This window comes from Chryseobacterium sp. A321, from assembly GCF_054489265.1.
Window position 1 is genome coordinate 1,968,172 of the sequence record NZ_JBTMWZ010000001.1, and the last position, 19,934, is coordinate 1,988,105.

The following is a 19,934-nucleotide window of genomic DNA, read 5'->3' on the forward strand; positions in this document are numbered from 1 at the left end:
TGTGCAAGTGCCAAAACTGAATTTTCCGAGGGATTTTGATTTTGCGATCCGTAGAGACAAAGATAAGTTTTTTATTTATGATTCAGTTCGCAAGACTTCGCTTTTACTTACCCCCGAGGAATGGGTAAGGCAGCATTGGATTCACTATTTCCTTCATGAGAAAGGCTACGCGCCTTCTTCATTGTTGTCTGAAAAAAAAATAACCCTTAACGGTCTTACCAAACGATTAGATTTGGTTGTGACTGAGAAAACACTACCCAAGATTCTAATTGAATGCAAAGCCCCTAAAATACCGCTTTCGCAAAGTACCTTTGAACAAATTGCCCGCTATAATTCTATCGTTAAAGCAGAAACCATTCTCCTCAGCAATGGGCTTAATCATCTACTCGCTAAAACCACTGAAAAAGGTTACGAATTTATAAAATTTGAATTTTAATTCTTCATGAGCACTCTACCCATAAAAAATAGATTTTTGTCCATTGTACCACTTTTGGTCTTTGTCGTTACCTTTCTTGGATTTGGAATTTACAACCAAGATTTTTATGCCCTTCCTTCCCCACTCGCTGCACTCATGGGAATTGTAGCGGCCTTTGTTTTATTTAAAGGCAGCCTACAGAAGAAAATGGACACCTTTTTAAAAGGTTGCGGTGACGGACAGATTCTTACCATGTGTATTATTTATCTCCTAGCTGGCGCTTTTGCTGCGGTTTCGAAAGCGGCAGGCAGCGTCGATAGCATTGTGAACTTAGGAATGACTTATATTTCCCCGCAATATTTTGCGGCAGGTATTTTTGTGATTGCCTCTTTCCTTTCTTTTGCCTCGGGAACTTCCGTAGGATCAATTGTCACACTAGGTCCGATTGTAATCGAACTGGCAAGTAAGAGCGATTCCCCACTGGGCTTAGTGGGCGCCGCTTTGCTATGCGGAGCGATCTTTGGAGACAACCTTTCCATTATATCCGACACCACCATCGCGGCCACACAAAGTTTGGGTTGTGAAATGAAAGATAAATTCCGAGCGAATTTCAAACTCGCTTTGCCAGCTGCGATTCTCGCACTTGGCTTTTTTATATTTGCAGGTCGAAACGGATCTCCAAGTCCTATCGAGACCTCCAACCTGCATTTTGACCTTTTGTTAATTCTACCCTACCTAATTGTCATTGCTTTAGCCCTTAAAGGAGTCAATGTCTTTGTGACCTTATTTTTGGGGCTATTTTCAGCCGCAATACTTGGATTGTGGAATTCAAGCTTTGATTTCCTAACTTTAAGCAAGACCACTTACCAAGGATTTACCAATATGTCCGAAATATTTTACCTATCACTTTTGACAGGAGGTCTTGCCGCCTTAGTAGAAAAAGCAGGAGGAATTCAATATATTTTAAGTGCAATCAATCGACTCATCTTTGACAAAAAGAGCGCTTCTCTTGGAATTGGAGCGCTTGTCAGTGCCACGAACCTTTGTGTCGCGAACAACACAATTGCGATTTTAATTTCGGGTAAAGTGGCAAAGGAAATAAATGACAAGTACGAGCTAGAAGCTAAAAACTCAGCTTCCATTCTGGATATTTTCGCCTGTTACATTCAAGGGTTAATTCCCTACGGAGCGCAGGTACTCATCCTAATATCTTTAAGTGGCTTTAAAATTGAGTATGTAGATCTTCTCTTAAATTCTTACTATCTTCACCTACTACTTATTATAACCCTTGGCTTTATCTTTTTCAGAAAGAAAGAAAGAAAGAAAGAAAGGCCCATTGAACAAATAAAAACCGCTCATGATTAAAAACATCATATTTGATTTTGGAGGAGTCCTGATGGACTGGGACCCAAGATATTATTTCAAAGACTATTTCCAGGACGACGAAAAAATGGAATACTTTTTAGATTCCGTGGCCACGAATGAGTGGAATGCACAACAGGACAAAGGTAGACTCCTTAGTGAGGGAACGGATATACTTCTGAAACAGCATCCGGAGTGGGAGAAAGAGATTCGTGGCTACTACGAAAACTGGACGACCATGCTTCGCGGGGATATACCTCATAGAGTAAGTGTTCTTAGGGAACTATCTAAAACTCCTTATCAACTGTTTGGTCTCACCAATTGGTCGCATGAAACCTTCCCCTATGCCTTAGAAAACTATGACTTCTTCAAACTTTTCGATGGGAAAATTGTCGTTTCTGGTGAGGAAAAATTAATCAAACCCGATCCTGAACTCTGGCATGTTTTACGTAATCGTTACGATCTAAAACCAGAAGAATCCGTCTTTATAGACGATAATTTTGAGAATTGTAAAACGGCAAAGAGCCTTGGCTTTCTTACCGTTTGGATTACAGAATCCACGGATTTAAAAAAGGAACTGATAAGTTTAGGGGTAGAGTTTAATTAGTTTACGTTTCCTCTCGATGCACGAGATCGAGCGAGAAAGCCGGAAGGCAAATGGAAACGTATTCGCATTCCCTAGAAAAAGGATTGCTATAACGTACTCTTGCTCCCTTCTGAATTAAGATGCTTTGTCCCTCTTCTAAATCGAGGACTTCTCCCTCGATTTCAAAACGTTTTTTGCCTCGCACAATCAGGGTGTATTCATCAAATTCGGGAGTCTGGAAGGGTTCGCTCCAACCTTTTGGAGCCTTCATATGGGCTATGGATAGGCCCGGCGTTCCCATAGAATTTCCCCAATGTTCGAGAATCGTTTTCCCATCCGTGGTGGGTACGTGAAAGGGCGACTTTTGAATTTTATACTTTGTCATCTGGCATAAACGTTAATTTGGTTTCCTCCTTGATGACAGAGAGAACTATATGGCTATGGTACTGGCCAATGTTAGGAATATTCGCCACGACTTCAGTCATAAAACGGTTGTATTCTTTGATGTCTTTCGTCACCACCTTAATCATATAATCGTACGTCCCCGAAAGGCTTACTACCTCCAAGACCTTTGTCTGGGACATGATTTTGGTTTCAAATTCTTGAAGTCTCTCTAGGGACTGCTCTTTTAAGGTAATATTACAATAGGCCGTCAACTCAAAGCCCGCCTTTTCTTTGTTGATTACGGCGACGTACTTTTCAATAACCCCCGAACTTTTCATATTTTTAATACGCTCGTAGGTGGGTGAAAAGGAAAGTCCTACTTTTTCGGCTAAATCTTTTACCGAAATCGTGGAGTCTTCTTGCAATAAGTTTAGGATTTTTTGATCCGTGGCATCAAGAGGTTTCATCTTTAAAATTTTTGTACACGTCGTTAAAATCTTGGACGATTCGCTCTAAACTGAGATTCCCAATACTTCCAATGTGGGTATGAGATAGACTCTTTTTTTCATAGTGGTAAGTCCCATTTTCAATCGAATTTCCTACTTTCCGATAGGCTTCGCGAAAACTATCTCCCTGAAGAACGAGCTCATTAATTTTTTCAACGCTGAAAAGATACTCATATTTTTTCTCATCTAGAAGATCTTTTTTCACCTCCATATAGCCTAACATAAACTCCATGATTTCAATAGAATCTTTTAAATCCTCGAGGGCAGGAAAAAGAATTTCTTTGGTGAGTTGATAATCCCGATTGTACCCTGTCATTAGGTTATGACTTAGCAAAGTTAACTCTGTAGGAAGAGCCTGAATTCGAGAACACTTCCCTCGAATCAGTTCAAAAACATCTGGGTTTTTTTTATGGGGCATGATACTGCTGCCAGTGGTAAGATCATTAGGAAACTCCACAAATCCAAAATTCTGATTGCTAAAAAGACACAGATCGTTCGCTAGTTTTCCGAGCGTTGAGGCAAGAGAGGCCATGGCGAATGCGAGAGTCTTTTCCGCTTTGGTTCTTGTCATTTGAGCATAAATTGAATTGACATTCATCTTCTCTAAACCCAATTCGTTTGTGGTATAATCTCGATCCAAGGGAAAACTAGAGCCGTATCCCGCTCCTGAGCCTAAAGGGTTTTTTGAGACAATGCTATAGGCTGTAGCAAGAATTTCAAGGTCTTCGCTAAAGGATTCAGCAAAGGCACTTAGCCAAAGCCCAAAAGAGGAAGGCATTCCGATTTGAAAATGCGTATACCCAGGCATCAGTTCCTTCTCGTATTTTCCAGAGAGAGAAATTAAAGTACCAAACAAGGAGCTTGTGGCCTGTGCGAGGCCTTGCGCCTCTTCTCGGAGAAAAAGCTTAATGGCCAATAAAACTTGGTCGTTGCGAGAACGCCCTGTATGAATCTTTTCACCCGGAGCCCCTACGGCCTGAATGAGAGAAAGTTCAATTTGAGAATGAACATCTTCTACGCCAGGTTCTATTTCAAAATTCCCGGATACAGCGCGGTCCAGGAGAATCTCTAGATGCGCAAGGATTTCACTGAGCTCCTGCTTTTCAAGATATCCAATTTTAGAGAGCATTTTCACATGAGCGGTGGTTCCTATAATGTCATACTTGGCAAGTTGCAAATCAAATTCAGGATCTTTACCTAGCGTGAATTTTTCAATAATTTCTAGTCCTTTGCTCTTGGTCGAATTTTTTGCCCAAAGCTTGGTCACCTTGGCCTTCTCACTTGAATTGTTCATATTTTAATTTTTTTTCGATAGAAATAGTTCGGTCAAAAGTCCGATATACTCCTCTATTCCATTGTATAGTTCGGTTTTGTAAATAAATTCGTCTGCCGTATGGGATCTCGTGGAATCACCAATGCCCATTTTCACAGAATCGAAAGGCATAAGTGCCTGATCAGAGATCGTAGGAGATCCATAAAGCGTGTGTCCTTTCGCCTTCGCAGCAAGAACAAGTGGATGATCCAAATTAATCTTTGAGGAATTCAGTCGCAAAGATCTTGCCTTCACCTTTGCCTCCAATAACGATTCAAAATAAGCTACCACGTCTTCATTCGAATAAAACTCATTGGTACGTACATCAATGGTAAAATTCGTTTGGTCGGGGACCACATTATGCTGGTGGCCAGCGGAGACTATCGTGACGGTGGATTTCACCTCGCCTAGAAGGTCCGAGCATTTTTCAAATTTCGCGTGACTTACTTTTTCAATTTCCTTTAAGGCTTTGTAAATCGAATGGTCAGCATTGGCATGGGCTGCATGCGAGGGCGTGCCTGAAACGATACAATCTAAGACCACGAGTCCCTTTTCAGCTACTGCCAATTGCATTTGGGTGGGCTCGCCCACTAGGGCAAAATCAATTTTACCCAAGTCTTCCAAAATACTTACAATTCCGTTCTGCCCTGAAATTTCTTCCTCGGCACTTGCCGCGAAAATAAGATTATAAGGCAGCTTTTTGCGATAGAAAAAGACAAAACTAGCCCATAATCCCACGAGAGAAGCGCCCGCATCGTTACTTCCCAGTCCATAGATTTTTCCTTCCTCTTCATAGGCCTCAAAAGGATCTCTCGAATAAGACAGGTTCGGTGCCACTGTGTCGTGGTGGGAGTTGAGCAGGATCGTTGGAAGTTTAGGATCAAAATATTTATTCTTTGCCCAAAGGTTGTTTCCTTTTCGTTGAAAAGGAATCTTCTCCATGGTAAAGCAAACTTCTAAAAAATCGGCCGTCTCATTTTCATGGGTACTGAGTGAAGGGGTTTCAATCAATTTCTTTAAAATTATCTCGCTTTTACGCTGTAATTTCTCTATCATGATTCAAGGATTAATTGGGTTCCTACCTTCCGATCAAAGAGCGCGGACTCAAGTCCTGTACTTGACAAAATTTGCACTTTCGCCACTCCTTTTTCTAAGGCCTTAAATCCCGTTTCTAATTTAGGAAGCATTCCTCCTGCCACCTTTTGGGATTCTTTTAAATTCAAAAACTCAGGCTGCGAAAGAACAGGAATAAGGCTTTCTTCCTCATTCACATCGAGCAAAACCCCTTCTTTTTCAAAACAGTAAAGTAGACTGACCTCAAACCTTTCTGACAATTTAATCGCGATTTCTGAAGCTAATGAGTCTGCATTCGTGTTCAAAAGTTCATACTCCTCTCCCAGCGTCAAGGAACAAACAACCGGAAGTACCCCCAAACTCAAAAGTTGAGAGAAGACTTCTAGGTTTACATTTTGCACATCGCCTACCTGTCCATAATCCACTAGGCTTACTTCTCTCTTTTTCGATTGAACGGATTTTAGATCCGCTCCACTTAGTCCTAAAGAACTTAGTCCAGAGGCGCTAAATTTCGCTACGAGTTGTTTATTGAGAAGTCCTGCGTACACCATGGTACAGAGTTCAAGGGTTTCCCTGGTCGTTACTCGACGTCCATCTACCATTCGCTGCTCAATTCCGAGTCTCTTCGCATAGTGATTTAAGTGGGTTCCTCCCCCGTGCACAAGTACCAAGTTTTGAGGTTTGTGCTTTGATATAATCTCAATTACCCGATTTAAGGCCGAAAGAGAATTTAGAGTTTCGCCTCCTATTTTAAGGACCTGTACCTGCTGCTTTTCCATCCTTAGTTTATAAAGTTCCTTTAAGGATTCGTTCGAGTACGGTCTGCATAGCCACGGTACGATTGCTAGCTTGCTGATAGACTAGGGAATTCTCACTATCAAGCAGTGCATCGCTCATCTCTAGATTGCGTCGAACAGGAAGACAATGCATTACTTTAGCCTGAGGGTTCTTTGTTAGAAAATTCTCTTGTAACAACCAGTTTTTTTGCACCTTCGGCATGGTGCCATAATTTTCAAAAGAAGACCAGTTCTTCACATACACAAAATCCGCATTTTCAAGAGCTTCATCTTGATCGTGATACACCTTGGCTCCTTGTACAAATTCAGGACTTAAATCGTATCCTAAGGGATTTGCAATGGAGAAATCAACCTCAGCAGCATTCATCCATTCGGCAAAAGAGTTGGGCACACATTGAGGAAGCGCTTTGGAATGGGGGGCCCAGGAAAGAACCACTTTTGGTGCACGTTCTAATTTCCAGTTTTCTTGAATCGTGATTAAATCAGCAAAACTCTGAAGCGGATGCCGAGTGGCAGATTCTAAGGAAATCACAGGGACTTTTGCGTACGAGACGAAGCTTTTAAAAACGTCCTCGCTGTAGTCTTTTTCTCGGTCGCTAAGACCAGGAAAAGAACGAAGTCCGATAATATCGCAATATTCACTTAATACTCTCGCCGCTTCTTTTACGTGCTCCGAGCTACTGCCGTTCATCACTTCTCCGTCTTTAAACTCCCAAGTCCAAGCCTCGGATCCTGGACTGACCAAAAGTACCTGCATGCCTAAATTCGCAGCGGCCTTTTGACTACTAAGTCTCGTTCTTAAACTCGGATTTAAAAATACAAGACCTAAGGTTTTATTTTGACCTCCTTTTGAATTGCCGTAAAGATCTTTTTTGAGCTGATGTGCATGCAAAAGAAGCTCCTTTAGGTTGGTCACATCAGCGAGGGATGTAAAGTTTTTCATGATAAAATTTGTTTTAAAGCGTGAAGAAAATCATCTACCGCTTTTTTGTTTATAGTTAAAGGGGGAAGAAGTCGCATGGTTCGAGGGTCTGAAGCACTGCCCACCAAAATTCCATGCTCAACTCTTAATTGATGCGCAATAACAGAGACCGGCCCTGGGAAATCAATTCCCACCATAAGGCCCCTCCCTCGAACCTGCTCAATCTGCGGAATTTCACCTAATTCTTCCAATAAATAATCTCCTAAGTCCGCAGCATTCTTAGCAAGACCTTCCTTTTCAATCACTTCTAAAACTGCGATGGACGCTGCGCAGGCTAGGTAATTCCCACCAAAAGTAGTTCCAAGCATCTTTTTTTGAGAAGGAATGCGAGGGCTAATAAGCACACCTCCAACTGGAAATCCATTCCCCATGCCCTTGGCAATTGTAATTAGATCAGGCCTAAGGGTGCTGTGTTGATGAGCGAAGAACCGACCGCTTCGAGCGTAGCCACTTTGCACTTCGTCGAGAATCGTAAGAAATCCATGTTTTTTAGCTAAAGTTTCGATCGTTTCAAGCATAGAAGAATTGGGAAGGTGCACACCGCCAATTCCTTGAATTCCTTCAATAATTACACCGGCCAAAGACTCTTTGTGCTGCTGAACAATCTGTGAAAACATAAGAGGATTATTCAACTCACAGAATATAAAATTCTCAGATTCATTGACGGGAGCCACAATGGAGGGGTCGTCCGTGGCCGCCACTGCAGCAGAAGTTCTTCCATGAAAGGCACCGTGAAAGGCAATGAACTTTTTCTTCCCTGTAAAAAAAGAGGCTAATTTAAAAGCATTCTCATTGGCCTCTGCTCCGGAATTGCAAAGAAATAGCTCATAATCCGGGTAACCACTTACTCTTCCTAAAAGTTCAGCCAACTTCTCTTGCAAGGGATTTTGAACTGAATTCGAATAGAATCCGATTGAACTCAGCTGTTTAGAAAGAGATTCTTGGTAGTGAGCATGGCTATGTCCAATTGAAATCACGGCATGTCCTCCATAAAAATCCAGATACTTCTTACCGTTTTCATCCCAGAGATAGCAGTCTTTTGCTTTCACGATCTCTAAAGGAAGTCGAGAATAGACTTCAAATAATTTCATAATTCCTTTCTTTAAGGTTCTTCTACTTTTTACTTAATACACAGAGGCTTTTAACTGAAGTCCACAGGTAGGAGCTAGTCCAAGCATGAGGTTCATATTTTGTACCGCTTGCCCCGAGGCACCTTTGATTAGATTGTCAATCGCTACATGCACCGCCAAATCCTGCCCTACTTGCTCCAAGTAGATCAAAGCTTTGTTCGTGTTTACAACTTGCTTTAAATCGATCGGACCGGGAGAAACATGCACGAAATCGGAATATTTGTATGCGTATTTATAGGCTTCAATCACTTCGGACGAGGGTTTCAGAGTTTTTAGCATTAAGGTCACAAAAATCCCGCGGGTAAAAGCGCCGCGCCAAGGCACAAATTGAAAATCTATCGGTTTTTCCTGTACTACGGAGATTCTTTTTAAGATCTCATCGTTGTGTTGGTGTGTGAAAGTCTTATACGGAGAAACATTGCCTGTACGCCAATTTGCATTGGTCGTATGAACTAGGGATTTGCCTGCGCCGGTGGATCCTGTAATCCCCACGCAGCTCACTTTGTCGATTTCTTCGATTTTCGTAAGTGGCAAGAGGCCAAGTTGGATGGCGGTCGCAAAACAGCCTGGATTCGCAATGTGCGTAGCCTTTGCGATTTGATCCTGATTAAATTCACTCAGACCATAGACAAATTTACTTTCGTCCCAAAGTTCATCCACCCGGAAATCATTGCCTAAATCAATAATTCGAGTACCTGTTCCCAAGTGCTCCTTATTTTCTGCCATCCAATTTCTGCTCTCCCCATGAGGAAGGCATAAAAAGATAACGTCTGCAGGCTCAATAATTTCTTGAAACACTAATGAAGTCTCCCCTAGCAAATCTTTGTGTACCTCTGAGACCGCTTGCCCTTGCATACTGGTTGAGGTTAAGAAGGAAATCTTTACGTGGGGATGGTAAAGAAGAATTCGTATTAATTCTCCTGCCGTCACTCCGGTTGCACCTACAATGCCAACCGCTATTTGATTTTGCTCTTTACTCATGACTGTGAATTTGATGGTATATACTTAGTGCATTGGCGTAAATCTTAGAAAATCCTTTCGCATCCTGTGCGCTCCACCCCTTATTCACTTCTCCATACACCCCTGCTGCGCTCTGCATTAAATCATTAGGAGATTCTATTCCTAGAAGCGTAAAATAATGGGGATTAAGTTGAACAAGGACCTTCCCTGAAACTTTGTCTTGGGAGCTTTCGAAAAACGCTTCGAGATCTTTCATTACAGGATCTAGCACCTGCGCATCGTGCAGGTAATTGCCATACTGAAGTGCCAACTGGTCTTTCATGAGAAGCTGAGCTTTGCTTAGGGTATGTTTTTCTAGCAGATGGTGAGCTTTTAAAAGAATCATCGCTGCAGAAGCTTGAAAACCGACTCGGCCTTTGAGTCCTATAATGGTATCTCCCACGTGGATCTCTCGTCCAATCCCGAAGGGCTGCGCTAAAGATTCAAGATACTGGATAGCCTCTAAAGGCATTGAAAACTCTTTATCGTCCACCGCTATAACTTCTCCTTTCACAAAGGTAAGACCTACCACAAGCGACTCTTTTGCTGTGACCTTTGTAGGATATGCCTCCTCAGGCAAAGGGAGGTTTGAACTTAAGGTTTCTTTTCCTCCGACAGAGGTTCCCCAAATCCCCTTGTTGATAGAATACATGGATTTTTTAAAATCCATTTTAAATCCATGGGACTGTAAAAACTCAATCTCTTGCGTTCTCGAATAGTTTAAATCTCGGATTGGCGTTAAGATTTCTACAGTAGGACAAAGAATTTGAAAAATGGAATCAAAACGGATTTGATCATTTCCGGCCCCTGTACTACCATGGGCTATATAAGTAGCTCCGATCTTCTTTGCATACTGAGCAAGGGCTGAGGCCTGATAGACTCTCTCTGAGCTTACAGAAAGTGGATACGTATTGTTTTTAAGCACATTTCCATAAATCAAAAACCGAAGGCAGTTTTGGTAGTAGGTCTTTTGCTCATCCAGTACATGAAAACTAGCCGCGCCAAGTTCAAGTGCCCTTTTTTCTGTTTCTACCAATTCTTCGGGGCTAAACCCTCCTAGGTTTACCAAAACAGCGTGTACCTCTAAATTCATACTTTTTGAAAGATACACCGCACAAAACGACGTGTCAAGCCCACCGCTGTAGGCCAAAACTACTTTTTCCATAACCATTGTTTCTTATTTTTAAATTTTGCAAACAGAGGGAGTCCTGCTTTTTTACTTTCTGTTAAGCCAGCATCCTGACGCCCTTTGTTCTTTTGAGCATGAGGATCGTAAAGCATGGCGGTGCAAAGGCAGTTTTTTCGCTCTTTGCTTTTTAGAATTTCATAATTCACGCAACTTTCGCAACCTTTCCAAAACACATCGTCCTGGGTTAACTCGTCATAAGTAACGGGAGCATATCCTAAATCGCTGTTGATTTTCATCACCGCCCGACCTGTGGTTAATCCAAAGATCTTGGCTTGCGGAAATTGTTCTCTGGAATACGCGAATGTGGCAAGTTTAATTTTCTTGGCAAGTCCCTTTTCACGGAATTTTCTTTTGACAATTAAGCCTGAATTGGCGACGTAAGTTTTATCACTCCAGGTTTCGATATAACAGAACCCTGCCCACTCTCCCTTCGAAGTAAAAGCCATGATTGCTTTGTTCTCTTCAATCTTTTGCTCCACGTAAGAGGCGCTGCGTTTTGCAATGCCGGTTCCTCTCGCAAGGGCTGATACTTCAATTTCTTGTAAAATTTCAGGCACATATATCTTATGGGATGCTTGTGCCACGATTACTGTAAATTCAATTTCTTCTTCCACTTTTATCTAAAACAAAGTGCAAATTTAGATATTTTATCTTTACCAACAAATAATAAAAGATAATTTATTTCAAAAAAAATGCTTTGAAAAGTTTTTTGATCTGAAAAAAGTGAAATTGGAAGAAATTTTATCTGTAGAAAGAACAGACACTTTTGAAGTCCGTCTATTCTTGTCTTGTAGCTAATTTTTTGGCGAATAAAGTTTCACCCCTTTACAAGCAATGTGTTTAATCTTCGGGTACAACAACTACAAAAAACCGCCTCAAAATTATAGTGAGGCGGCTGCTTTATTTTACTAAGAATTCCTTAGTTCTTTTTATTTAATTTTTTGAATTTGAAATAGGAAACGGTAGCTAAAAGAAGCATAGAAACGGTTCCTATGTAAACCCATGCCGGTACAGGAACAGGATCTCCTGCCGCGTAGGAATGGAGTCCACTTAAGTAATAGTTCACTCCGAAATAGGTCATAATAATGGAAGAAATAGCAAACATGCTTGCCACGTGGAACGCCCATCTTCCTCGAAGACCCGGTACAAGACGCATATGCAGAACAAAAGCATACACCATTACAGAAACAAAAGCCCAAGTTTCCTTCGGGTCCCAGCTCCAATAACGACCCCACGATTCATTTGCCCAGATCCCCCCTAAAAAGGTTCCTACGGTTAAAGCATAGAGCCCTATGGTGAGGGACATCTCTGACACAATAGTGAGTTCTTTAATTGTTCTTTCGTTATGCAATTTGTAGATTTTCTTATTTGCAAGAAGGTAAAACACGAGGCATATAATAGCAATCACGAAGGAGAGCCCAAAGAACCCGTAACTTGAAGTAATGATCGCTACGTGGATAATTAGCCAATAGGATTTTAGAACAGGTACAAGCGGAGTAATCTGAGGGTCCAGCGCAGAGCCTCCATGAGCAAAGCCCATCATAATCACTGCAACCATAAATCCAGCTGCCGGAATTAAGGCATTTGAATTACGGTACAGCGCAAACCCGGCTGTAATACCAACCCAGGAGATAAAGACGATTGCTTCGTATCCATTGCTCCAAGGCGCGTGTCCTGAAATGTACCAACGTCCTATTAAACCAAGAAGTTGTAAGAACCATCCGATTGCACCAATATAGAGAACCACCTTTATGAGTTTTGCGATAATGGCTTTCTTCTTAAATAGATCCACAAATCCTAAAATGATCAGGAGTCCTCCAATTAGGGTATAGAATATTAACAAACGGAAGTTGATATCCACTTGATTCATCAAGACCTCCGCCTTGACTTTTGATTCGCTAGGAACTACATTTTTCCCCCAAGTTTGTTGGTAATTCGAAAGGTCTTGAAGTGCGGCATCGGCCTGAGCCCAATTTCCAGTTTGTTGCGCATGAAGCACAGAGGAGAAATAAGGACCCATCACTTTTTGAGATTCCATGTCCGGTTCAAAATTCTGATCTAGCCAAGAATGCCATGTTGAGTTTGGATCGTTCTTCACAGGGACAATTCTCATGAATTGACCAGAGAAAAACTCATTAAATATTTGAACTCTTTCGTTTACAGAAATAACTTCTTTATCATAATTGGTTTGCTCTGCTGGTTTCTTTGCAAACGCAGCATTATAATCTTCCTCAAGAACGTAATTCAAATTTCCATTCTGATCTGATGGGAATAAATTCATAAGGGCCGTATACCCCTCGTCATTCGCTTTGGTTTTTCTCTTAAGTTCGTCTCCTCCTTTGGTTCCCACTTTAATAAGGGGCACCATAGTCCAACTTGGCGTATCGGTATTAATGGATAAAAACCACTGCTCAGGAGTTAATTCCTTATCCCCTGTTCCTTTAAATTTATCCTTTTTATAAAGTTTACGAAGTACATTTAAAGCTTGTGTACTCATCGGAACAATTCTTCCCTCGTAATTCTGTACGAGCAAATAAGCAAACTTATCCGCGTGCTCTTTCGAAATTCTAGATTTCGCGATGGCTTCGTCCGCAGAGATTACTCGTAGGGCCGTCATCGACTGTGCAACTGAATTCTGATTGGAAGCCTGAGGCTGGTTGGAAGCCGTAGCATTCGAATCGTTTGCATGAATCGTACCATCCTCAAGGGCATGGGTCGACGCATTGGCTGCGCTCTGATTCGTAGCCCTCATTTGTGGACTTCCGTCCGAGGTACCATGCGTTTCTATTTTCTGCGCATTAAGGCCGACGCTTAAAAGAAGTAAAAGCGCAAGAGTCGTATTTTTACGATTGAGGTTCTTTAGCATGGTATTTAATTTTGAAAAGTGAGTGCCTTTCCAAAAGAAGATAATAAACATGGAGGTAAAGAGTAAGAAATACCCAATGTACGTCACAAGCGTTCCCCAATAATCATGGTTCACAGACAGGTGAGTACCTCGTCTATCTTGGTCAAAACTGGCTTGGAAGAATCGATACCCCTTGTGATTGAGTACATGGTTCATGTATATTTTATAAGGCGTCTGTTTTCCCTCGTCAATAATTTGAATGTGACTTTCGTACGCACTTGGAGAAGAACTTCCTGGATAGGTTTCCATCACAAAGTCATCTAATTTAATTGCAAACGGTGTGGTGTAAATCTTAGGACCAAAACCTAGCATAATGTTTATTCCGTCCAGGGTGATTTGTTTATACAAATTAGGATTTCCTCTTTCCACGACAAGCTCGACCTGTTGGGTCGTTTTTGGCCCTTGCACTTCTACTGTAAGTGCATCTGGGACAGCTTTGTCCTTGTTTCGATCTCCTTCAAAAGCAAGAAGGGAACCTTTTGTAAGTCCTTCTGGAACCACAATTCGTATGTCGTTAATCGTATAGAGACTTCGAAGTGCTAAAGGCTCATAAACATTTGCCTTTACAGAACCACTGTCCTGCGTTGCCATAACCATATATTTAGAATCGACGGGTGTTTTCAAGGATAACTTACCGTCCGCATCTTTTTTAAATTCAATCGCTCCTTCAATCGGGTTATTGAAACTCACGAGAGTTCCGTTTAAGGATTTAGACTCTCCTTCTTTCAAATAATAATTGAGTCTTCCGCGATCGCCTGTGGTCACAAAGTGAAGATACTCCTGACCATCGGCGCTCGCCACCAAACTGTCTTTTTTTCGCTGTACATATTCAAGAGCTTTCACTTTCACTTTTTCACCGTGAAAATCATAATTGGCTTTAAAGTTATGGTGAATTGGGGACATCATATACTGCACATCCTTATAACTAAGGACATCGCCTGATTTTTCCATTTGAATCTTAAAGAAGGTCTTGTCCGTAATAATTTCGTTCGAGGTTTCCCCTTCTCTAATGAGCATAATGCCCTCAAAACTAATGTATCTTGTAATGGCACCTCCTAAAAACAGAAGGACAAAAGACAAGTGAAACACGAGTACTGGCCATTTCTCTTTACGCCACAAACGATAGCGTCCTATGTTTCCAATAAAGTTTAAAATTAACAGAACCATCACCGCTTCGAACCATTTGGCCTCGTAAACAAGAGCCTTTGCCGTTGGGGTACCGTAATCGTTCTCTAGAAATGTGGCATAGCCCATTGCGCCCGCATAAACTAAAAGAAGAACCGCCATGGTTCTCGTCGAAATTAAAATGCTTTGAATCTTTTTCATAATCTTGACATTACCGACTTTAGAGTCGATTTTTACCGTTTGGATGCAAAAATACGCCCTATAATCTTAACACACGAATTTCCATCAAGATATTTGCATCTAAATTTGAGACAAATCCCTGCAAAAGTTGGAGATTAGATATTCTACTGCGATGACCAAATTCTAAAGTAAAAACATTAAATTTGCCAAGATTGAACTTATGGAAAAGAAAATTAAAACCCCCTCCACAAGCCGCACACTTAGCGATAACAAAACGCTTTCGAAACCGCGCATCTTTTTTGGCCTGTTTTTCATTCTACTGAGCCTCATACTCTTTTTGTCCTTTATTTCCTTTTTATTCAATTGGAAAGCGGACCAAAGCCAGGCAGGTAGCATGCTCGACAAAACAATAAAATCCTCTAATTTCATTGGGAAATTAGGCGATTATCTGGGCAACTTGTTTATTTTCCAGAGCGTTGGTATCGCAGCCTTCCTCATCGCCTTTCTTATTTTAATGCTGGGTACCCTTATTTTAAAAAAGAAATATTTCAAACCTTGGAAAACCATTGGTCATTCCCTATTTTTCATTTGTTGGCTTCCTATTTTCCTAGGAGCAGTCACCCAAGGAGAAGGCGTACTGAGCGGAGTTTATGGCTATCAAATCATGGACTTTTTAGCCTCGATGATTGGAAATGTAGGACTTTGGCTAGTATTAGGTTCTAGTATAGCACTTTACTTTATTCTTGAATTCAATTTAAGACCCAGTGCGATCAAAAAAAGACTTAACGATATTAACGATAGCACTCTAGGAAAAGTCAAAGAATTTTTACCAAGTTCAAATTCGTTTGAAGATGAGGAGCGAATCGAAGATGAGACTGAGGAAGATTCGCCAGTATCTACCCTTCCCACTACAACAGAGCCTAGTTTCCCACTAAGTACCCAAAAAGAATCCTTGGGTAGTAGTACAATTCCACTTACCTCCACTTTAAATACTCCTGTGAGTACAGTTCCAATAAAGGAATTTACTGAAAAATCAGAAACGACAAAGGAAGACTCTTTTGACTTTAACGTGGAAATTGCAAAAGAGGAAGATCAGTGGGATGAGATGGCACAAAAATCCGCAGATCTTGTCAAAGAGTATGGACTTTTCGATCACCGATTGGAACTGGCCAAATTTCAAATGCCCACCCTCGAACTTTTGAAAGACTATGGAAACGAAGAAATTTCCATTAATCAAGACGAACTTGAAGAAAACAAAAACAGAATTGTCGGACTACTTAAAAACTTTAATGTCGGAATTTCCGAAATCAAAGCGACCATAGGTCCCACGGTCACTCTCTACGAAATTGTGCCCGATGCTGGAATTCGGGTTTCTGCCATTAAAAAACTGCAAGACGACATTGCTTTAAATCTTTCTGCGCACGGGATTCGAATTATTGCCCCGATGCCAGGCAAGGGGACCATTGGAATTGAAGTTCCCAGAAAGAACCCTACCATGGTATCCATGAAAAGCGTACTCGCTTCTCAAAAATTCCAAAATACGGACATGGATTTGCCCGTGGTTTTTGGAAAAACCATTTCAAACGAAATCTTCATGGCCGATTTAGCCAAAATGCCTCACCTTTTGATGGCAGGAGCAACCGGTCAAGGAAAGTCTGTGGGGATTAATGCGATTCTAACCTCTTTACTCTACAAGAAACACCCAAGCGAAATTAAATTCGTGATGGTGGATCCTAAAAAAGTGGAGCTTACCCTTTATTCAAAAATTGAGCGCCACTACCTAGCCAAACTACCTGGTACCGACGAAGCGATCATTACGGAAAACTCAAAAGTAATTGCCACACTGAACTCCTTATGTGTGGAAATGGACACTCGATACGATCTTCTAAAAAATGCATTTTGTCGAACCATTAAGGAGTATAACAAAAAATTCTCTGAACGCAAGTTGAATCCTGAAAACGGACACCGATACCTACCGTACATCGTTTTGGTTGTGGATGAATTTGCAGATCTTATTATGACGGCAGGGAAAGAAGTGGAACATCCAATTGCCAGACTAGCCCAGCTCGCAAGAGCCGTGGGTATTCACCTTATCGTGGCCACACAAAGACCTTCTGTGAACGTAATTACAGGGATGATTAAAGCGAACTTCCCAGCAAGGGCTGCTTTCCGTGTGATTTCCAATGTCGATTCGCGTACGATTTTAGATTCCCCTGGTGCCGAGCAACTCATCGGAAAAGGAGACATGCTTTATTTTAACGGCAATGAAATCGTTCGACTCCAGTGTGCTTTTGTAGACACCCCGGAAGTAGAACGGATTGTGGATTACATTGGAGCTCAAAAAGGTTACAGTTCGGCCATGGTTCTTCCAGATCCACCCCAAGAGGAAGGTTCTTCAGGCACCGTTGAGTTTGACCCCAACGAAAAAGATGCCCTCTTTGAACAAGCGGCCAAAATTGTGGTCTCGACCCAACAAGGTTCCACCTCTATGCTCCAACGTCAATTAAAATTAGGATACAACCGAGCGGGTCGCATCATGGACCAATTGGAGGCAAGCGGAATCGTAGGAGGGTTTAATGGAGCGAAAGCAAGAGAGGTTTTGATTACCGACTTAAATGCTTTGGAACAATTTTTGGAAGAATTGCGCCCGTAAGCTTGGAAAGACTTGAAGACGCAGCTTGAGGGCTGCCGGTTTAACTTTTGAAGAAGTAGCTTATCCAAGATAAAGTAATTCACAAAATTGAAAGTAACAATGATAAAAAAAATTGCCATAGCACTAGGAACCTTTGCATTTCTAGGCACCTTAAGCGCACAGAGTGCGGATCAAAAATCGAGAACAATTCTCGATGCGGTTTCCAAAACCTATAAATCTAACCAAAACACGTACTTTAAATTTGCATACGGAACGGGACCTGCAGGTAAGGTCACCCAAACGCAGACCGGGATCTTCTATACAACTCCTTCCAAGTACAAGCTAACGATTATGGACACCGAGCAACTTTTTGACGGATCCAAAGTATACAACATTAGCAAGGACGATAGGGAAGTCACCATTGCGAAGGCTTCGGGGAGCGAAATGATGTTCTCGCCTACCAATTATTTAGATACTTACAAGACCAATTACCAAACTACTTATGTTGGGAAACGCCAGCTCAATGGAGTTCAAACGGACCTCATAAAGCTAACCCCCGTAAAAAAGAGTGGGATTAAATATGTTTTTATCTACGTAAATTCGCCGAAGAATCAACTGGTAAAAGTAGAACAGTATTCTACAGACAACCAAGTGGCTGTAATTGCCATTCAAGACTACCGTGCAAACCAAAAATTAGAGTCTAATTTTTTCCAATTTAACCGTCAAGCGTATCAAAATTATCTGATCACGGAATTATAATTCAAAAAATCCATAGAGAATAGAGTCACAAAGTTTTTGCTTTGTGACTTTTTAAGTATTTTTGCCCCAATGAAATTACTAGACCGCTATATAATTAAGACCTTTTTCGGGCCGTTTCTTTTTATCTTCAGCGTGCTGTTCTTCATTTTCATTGTGAACATCATCTGGATTCAGATGGCTCAGTTCATGGGCAAAGGGCTAAGTACCTTTGAAATCATCAAACTTTTATTCTACATGGGGGCCACGGTCGTGGGAATGGTCCTTCCCCTTACGATTCTGCTCTCCTCTATTATGACCTTTGGAGACTTTGGGGAGCGTTATGAACTTGCTGCCATGAAAGCAGCAGGGATTTCCCTGGTCCGTGTGATGATGCCTTTGTTCCTGGTAAATGTTCTTCTTGCGAGCATACTCTTTATCTTTCAGAACAACATTACGCCCGATTTTCAAAGAAAGGCGAAAAACATGCTGTACAATATTGCGGCCACAAAACCTGCATTAAACTTTACTCCGGGACAGTTCATTCATGAGCTCCCTGGCTTTGCTGTGAAATTTGATGAAATTTCGGGTGAAAATGCAGAGAACTTAAAAGGGGTCTTTATTCATAAATCGACCAACATCTATGAAGATCAACAGGCCATTGTAGCAAAGTCTGGAAAATTTGTTCCTGCGGCCGACAAAAATTATTTAAAACTGCTTCTTTTCGACGGCTATGTTTTTGAGGATAATTATAAAAACAAGGATTATTATCAGCGCTTAAAGCAGCCGAACCAGGCCATTAAATTTGACACCTTGGTTTCTCATTTTGACGTGAGCGAGCTCATTAGCAATGCCATCGAAAAAGAACAAATTAAAGACGATTACCGCTTCCAGACCTTCGGACAAATTAACCATACCATTGTAGAAAGGAAAAAGGAAAACAAAGAAATCGTCGAAGGCATGGGCCTATCCCTCGTTAGCCAAGCCAATAATTACATTCAAATTATTGAAGCAAACAAAAAGCAAGACCAAAAATTAAAACCTCAATACAAACTGGACACAATCAAAAGTGACCAGAAATTAGAGATGCTCTATTCTGCCTACAACAAAATAGAATCACAGAAAAACGAACTTAAGGGCAAGGAGGAACAAATGTATGGAATCATCAAATTTCAAAACAAGATGATCATGCACCAACAGCGTATCTTCGCCTACTCCATTACGTGTCTGATCTTTTTCCTCATTGGAGCCAGTCTAGGAAGCATCATACGAAAAGGAGGAGTCGGTCTTCCGGTGGTCATTGCCATCGTAATTTTCATCATCTTCTATGTCATGAATTTAACGGTCGAAAACCTATCCTGGAAAGGGAAAATGAACGCGTACTTGGCCGCCTGGATCCCGAATCTAGTGCTCTTCCCGTTTGCAGTTTGGCTCACGATTAAAGCCGTTCGAGACTCTCAATTGTTTGATGCAGAAAAGTACCGCGCCTTCTTCAAACCGCTTATTGCAAGATTTCAAAAAAAGCCTGAAGAACACAAGCGATATCAGTAGACTCGATGTTATTCCAAAGAACTCGAATGCGCAAAAGCTGCGTTCCTAAATCTTAGACTTCTGCATTCTT

17 protein-coding genes are annotated in these 19,934 nt (G+C 41.4%); 6 read left to right on the plus strand and 11 right to left on the minus strand.

From position 1 onward, the window contains the following. Window position 1 precedes the first annotated feature (1 nt). Genes ACX3PZ_RS09210 through ACX3PZ_RS09220 form a run of 3 tightly spaced genes read left to right on the plus strand, consistent with a single transcriptional unit; the run spans window position 2 to window position 2,384 of the window. Complete coding sequence (locus ACX3PZ_RS09210) at window positions 2–436, plus strand: type I restriction enzyme HsdR N-terminal domain-containing protein (protein ID WP_459112755.1); 435 nt, start codon at window positions 2–4, stop codon at window positions 434–436. A 6-nt stretch (window positions 437–442) separates the two neighbouring features. Further along, window positions 443–1,780: a Na+/H+ antiporter NhaC family protein gene (locus ACX3PZ_RS09215; RefSeq protein ID WP_459112615.1), complete on the plus strand. Its 1,338-nt coding sequence runs from the start codon at window positions 443–445 to the stop codon at window positions 1,778–1,780. Continuing rightward, the gene (locus tag ACX3PZ_RS09220; protein ID WP_459084124.1) at window positions 1,773–2,384 is read left to right on the plus strand and encodes an HAD family hydrolase; all 612 of its coding nucleotides are present in this window, start codon (window positions 1,773–1,775) and stop codon (window positions 2,382–2,384) included. Before ACX3PZ_RS09215 ends, ACX3PZ_RS09220 begins: the two co-directional genes overlap by 8 nt. Window position 2,385: 1 nt before the next feature. On the opposite strand, the gene ACX3PZ_RS09225 is transcribed toward ACX3PZ_RS09220, so the two are convergent. The 11 genes from ACX3PZ_RS09225 to ACX3PZ_RS09275 form a co-directional block, all read right to left on the minus strand. Next, window positions 2,386–2,748, minus strand: coding sequence for a cupin domain-containing protein (locus ACX3PZ_RS09225; RefSeq protein WP_459084125.1), 363 nt, complete (start codon window positions 2,746–2,748; stop codon window positions 2,386–2,388). Continuing rightward, entirely contained in the window at window positions 2,735–3,214 is a 480-nt protein-coding gene (locus tag ACX3PZ_RS09230; protein ID WP_459084126.1) for an Lrp/AsnC family transcriptional regulator, read from the minus strand. Before ACX3PZ_RS09230 ends, ACX3PZ_RS09225 begins: the two co-directional genes overlap by 14 nt. Next, window positions 3,201–4,547 (minus strand): argininosuccinate lyase, encoded by a 1,347-nt coding sequence (argH, locus tag ACX3PZ_RS09235; RefSeq protein ID WP_459084127.1) that lies wholly within the window; start codon window positions 4,545–4,547, stop codon window positions 3,201–3,203. The genes ACX3PZ_RS09230 and argH overlap by 14 nt, the downstream gene beginning before the upstream one ends. Before the next feature lie 3 nt (window positions 4,548–4,550). Beyond that, window positions 4,551–5,621, minus strand: a complete 1,071-nt coding sequence (locus ACX3PZ_RS09240; RefSeq protein ID WP_459084128.1) for a M20 family metallo-hydrolase — start codon at window positions 5,619–5,621, stop codon at window positions 4,551–4,553. Then, complete coding sequence (gene argB, locus ACX3PZ_RS09245; protein ID WP_459112616.1) at window positions 5,618–6,418, minus strand: acetylglutamate kinase; 801 nt, start codon at window positions 6,416–6,418, stop codon at window positions 5,618–5,620. Before argB ends, ACX3PZ_RS09240 begins: the two co-directional genes overlap by 4 nt. A gap of 7 nt (window positions 6,419–6,425) precedes the next feature. Beyond that, on the minus strand, window positions 6,426–7,379 hold the full coding sequence (locus ACX3PZ_RS09250) for a Rossmann-fold NAD(P)-binding domain-containing protein (RefSeq protein ID WP_459112617.1): 954 nt from the start codon (window positions 7,377–7,379) through the stop codon (window positions 6,426–6,428). Next, complete coding sequence (locus ACX3PZ_RS09255) at window positions 7,376–8,509, minus strand: aspartate aminotransferase family protein (RefSeq protein WP_459112618.1); 1,134 nt, start codon at window positions 8,507–8,509, stop codon at window positions 7,376–7,378. The genes ACX3PZ_RS09250 and ACX3PZ_RS09255 overlap by 4 nt, the downstream gene beginning before the upstream one ends. Before the next feature lie 33 nt (window positions 8,510–8,542). After that, window positions 8,543–9,529, minus strand: a complete 987-nt coding sequence (gene argC / locus ACX3PZ_RS09260) for an N-acetyl-gamma-glutamyl-phosphate reductase (RefSeq protein WP_459084132.1) — start codon at window positions 9,527–9,529, stop codon at window positions 8,543–8,545. Then, the gene (locus ACX3PZ_RS09265; RefSeq protein WP_459112619.1) at window positions 9,522–10,718 is read right to left on the minus strand and encodes an argininosuccinate synthase; all 1,197 of its coding nucleotides are present in this window, start codon (window positions 10,716–10,718) and stop codon (window positions 9,522–9,524) included. Before ACX3PZ_RS09265 ends, argC begins: the two co-directional genes overlap by 8 nt. After that, the gene (locus ACX3PZ_RS09270; protein ID WP_459112620.1) at window positions 10,700–11,350 is read right to left on the minus strand and encodes an N-acetyltransferase; all 651 of its coding nucleotides are present in this window, start codon (window positions 11,348–11,350) and stop codon (window positions 10,700–10,702) included. Before ACX3PZ_RS09270 ends, ACX3PZ_RS09265 begins: the two co-directional genes overlap by 19 nt. A 305-nt stretch (window positions 11,351–11,655) precedes the next feature. Next, window positions 11,656–14,967 carry a cytochrome c biogenesis protein gene (locus ACX3PZ_RS09275; protein ID WP_459112621.1) on the minus strand — a complete coding sequence of 1,104 codons (3,312 nt, stop codon included), beginning with the start codon at window positions 14,965–14,967 and terminating at the stop codon, window positions 11,656–11,658. A gap of 199 nt (window positions 14,968–15,166) precedes the next feature. Here ACX3PZ_RS09275 and ACX3PZ_RS09280 point away from each other — a divergent pair, with 199 nt between their 5' ends. From ACX3PZ_RS09280 to ACX3PZ_RS09290, 3 genes are all read left to right on the plus strand, one after another. Next, window positions 15,167–17,599, plus strand: a complete 2,433-nt coding sequence (locus tag ACX3PZ_RS09280; protein ID WP_459112622.1) for an FtsK/SpoIIIE family DNA translocase — start codon at window positions 15,167–15,169, stop codon at window positions 17,597–17,599. Window positions 17,600–17,698: 99 nt separating this feature from the next. Then, window positions 17,699–18,337 (plus strand): LolA family protein, encoded by a 639-nt coding sequence (locus ACX3PZ_RS09285; RefSeq protein ID WP_459112623.1) that lies wholly within the window; start codon window positions 17,699–17,701, stop codon window positions 18,335–18,337. A 69-nt stretch (window positions 18,338–18,406) separates the two neighbouring features. After that, on the plus strand, window positions 18,407–19,864 hold the full coding sequence (locus ACX3PZ_RS09290) for an LptF/LptG family permease (protein WP_459084139.1): 1,458 nt from the start codon (window positions 18,407–18,409) through the stop codon (window positions 19,862–19,864). Window positions 19,865–19,934 lie beyond the last annotated feature (70 nt).

Bases quoted from the DNA above. Each gene is read 5' to 3' on its own strand.
- ACX3PZ_RS09215 (WP_459112615.1), top strand. From the start codon at position 443: ATGAGCACTCTACCCATAAAAAATAGATTTTTGTCCATTGTACCACTT.
- ACX3PZ_RS09220 (WP_459084124.1), top strand. From the start codon at position 1,773: ATGATTAAAAACATCATATTTGATTTTGGAGGAGTCCTGATGGACTGG.
- ACX3PZ_RS09225 (WP_459084125.1), bottom strand. From the start codon at position 2,748: ATGACAAAGTATAAAATTCAAAAGTCGCCCTTTCACGTACCCACCACG.
- ACX3PZ_RS09230 (WP_459084126.1), bottom strand. From the start codon at position 3,214: ATGAAACCTCTTGATGCCACGGATCAAAAAATCCTAAACTTATTGCAA.
- argH (WP_459084127.1), bottom strand. From the start codon at position 4,547: ATGAACAATTCAAGTGAGAAGGCCAAGGTGACCAAGCTTTGGGCAAAA.
- ACX3PZ_RS09240 (WP_459084128.1), bottom strand. From the start codon at position 5,621: ATGATAGAGAAATTACAGCGTAAAAGCGAGATAATTTTAAAGAAATTG.
- argB (WP_459112616.1), bottom strand. From the start codon at position 6,418: ATGGAAAAGCAGCAGGTACAGGTCCTTAAAATAGGAGGCGAAACTCTA.
- ACX3PZ_RS09250 (WP_459112617.1), bottom strand. From the start codon at position 7,379: ATGAAAAACTTTACATCCCTCGCTGATGTGACCAACCTAAAGGAGCTT.
- ACX3PZ_RS09255 (WP_459112618.1), bottom strand. From the start codon at position 8,509: ATGAAATTATTTGAAGTCTATTCTCGACTTCCTTTAGAGATCGTGAAA.
- argC (WP_459084132.1), bottom strand. From the start codon at position 9,529: ATGAGTAAAGAGCAAAATCAAATAGCGGTTGGCATTGTAGGTGCAACC.
- ACX3PZ_RS09265 (WP_459112619.1), bottom strand. From the start codon at position 10,718: ATGGTTATGGAAAAAGTAGTTTTGGCCTACAGCGGTGGGCTTGACACG.
- ACX3PZ_RS09275 (WP_459112621.1), bottom strand. From the start codon at position 14,967: ATGAAAAAGATTCAAAGCATTTTAATTTCGACGAGAACCATGGCGGTT.
- ACX3PZ_RS09280 (WP_459112622.1), top strand. From the start codon at position 15,167: ATGGAAAAGAAAATTAAAACCCCCTCCACAAGCCGCACACTTAGCGAT.
- ACX3PZ_RS09285 (WP_459112623.1), top strand. From the start codon at position 17,699: ATGATAAAAAAAATTGCCATAGCACTAGGAACCTTTGCATTTCTAGGC.
- ACX3PZ_RS09290 (WP_459084139.1), top strand. From the start codon at position 18,407: ATGAAATTACTAGACCGCTATATAATTAAGACCTTTTTCGGGCCGTTT.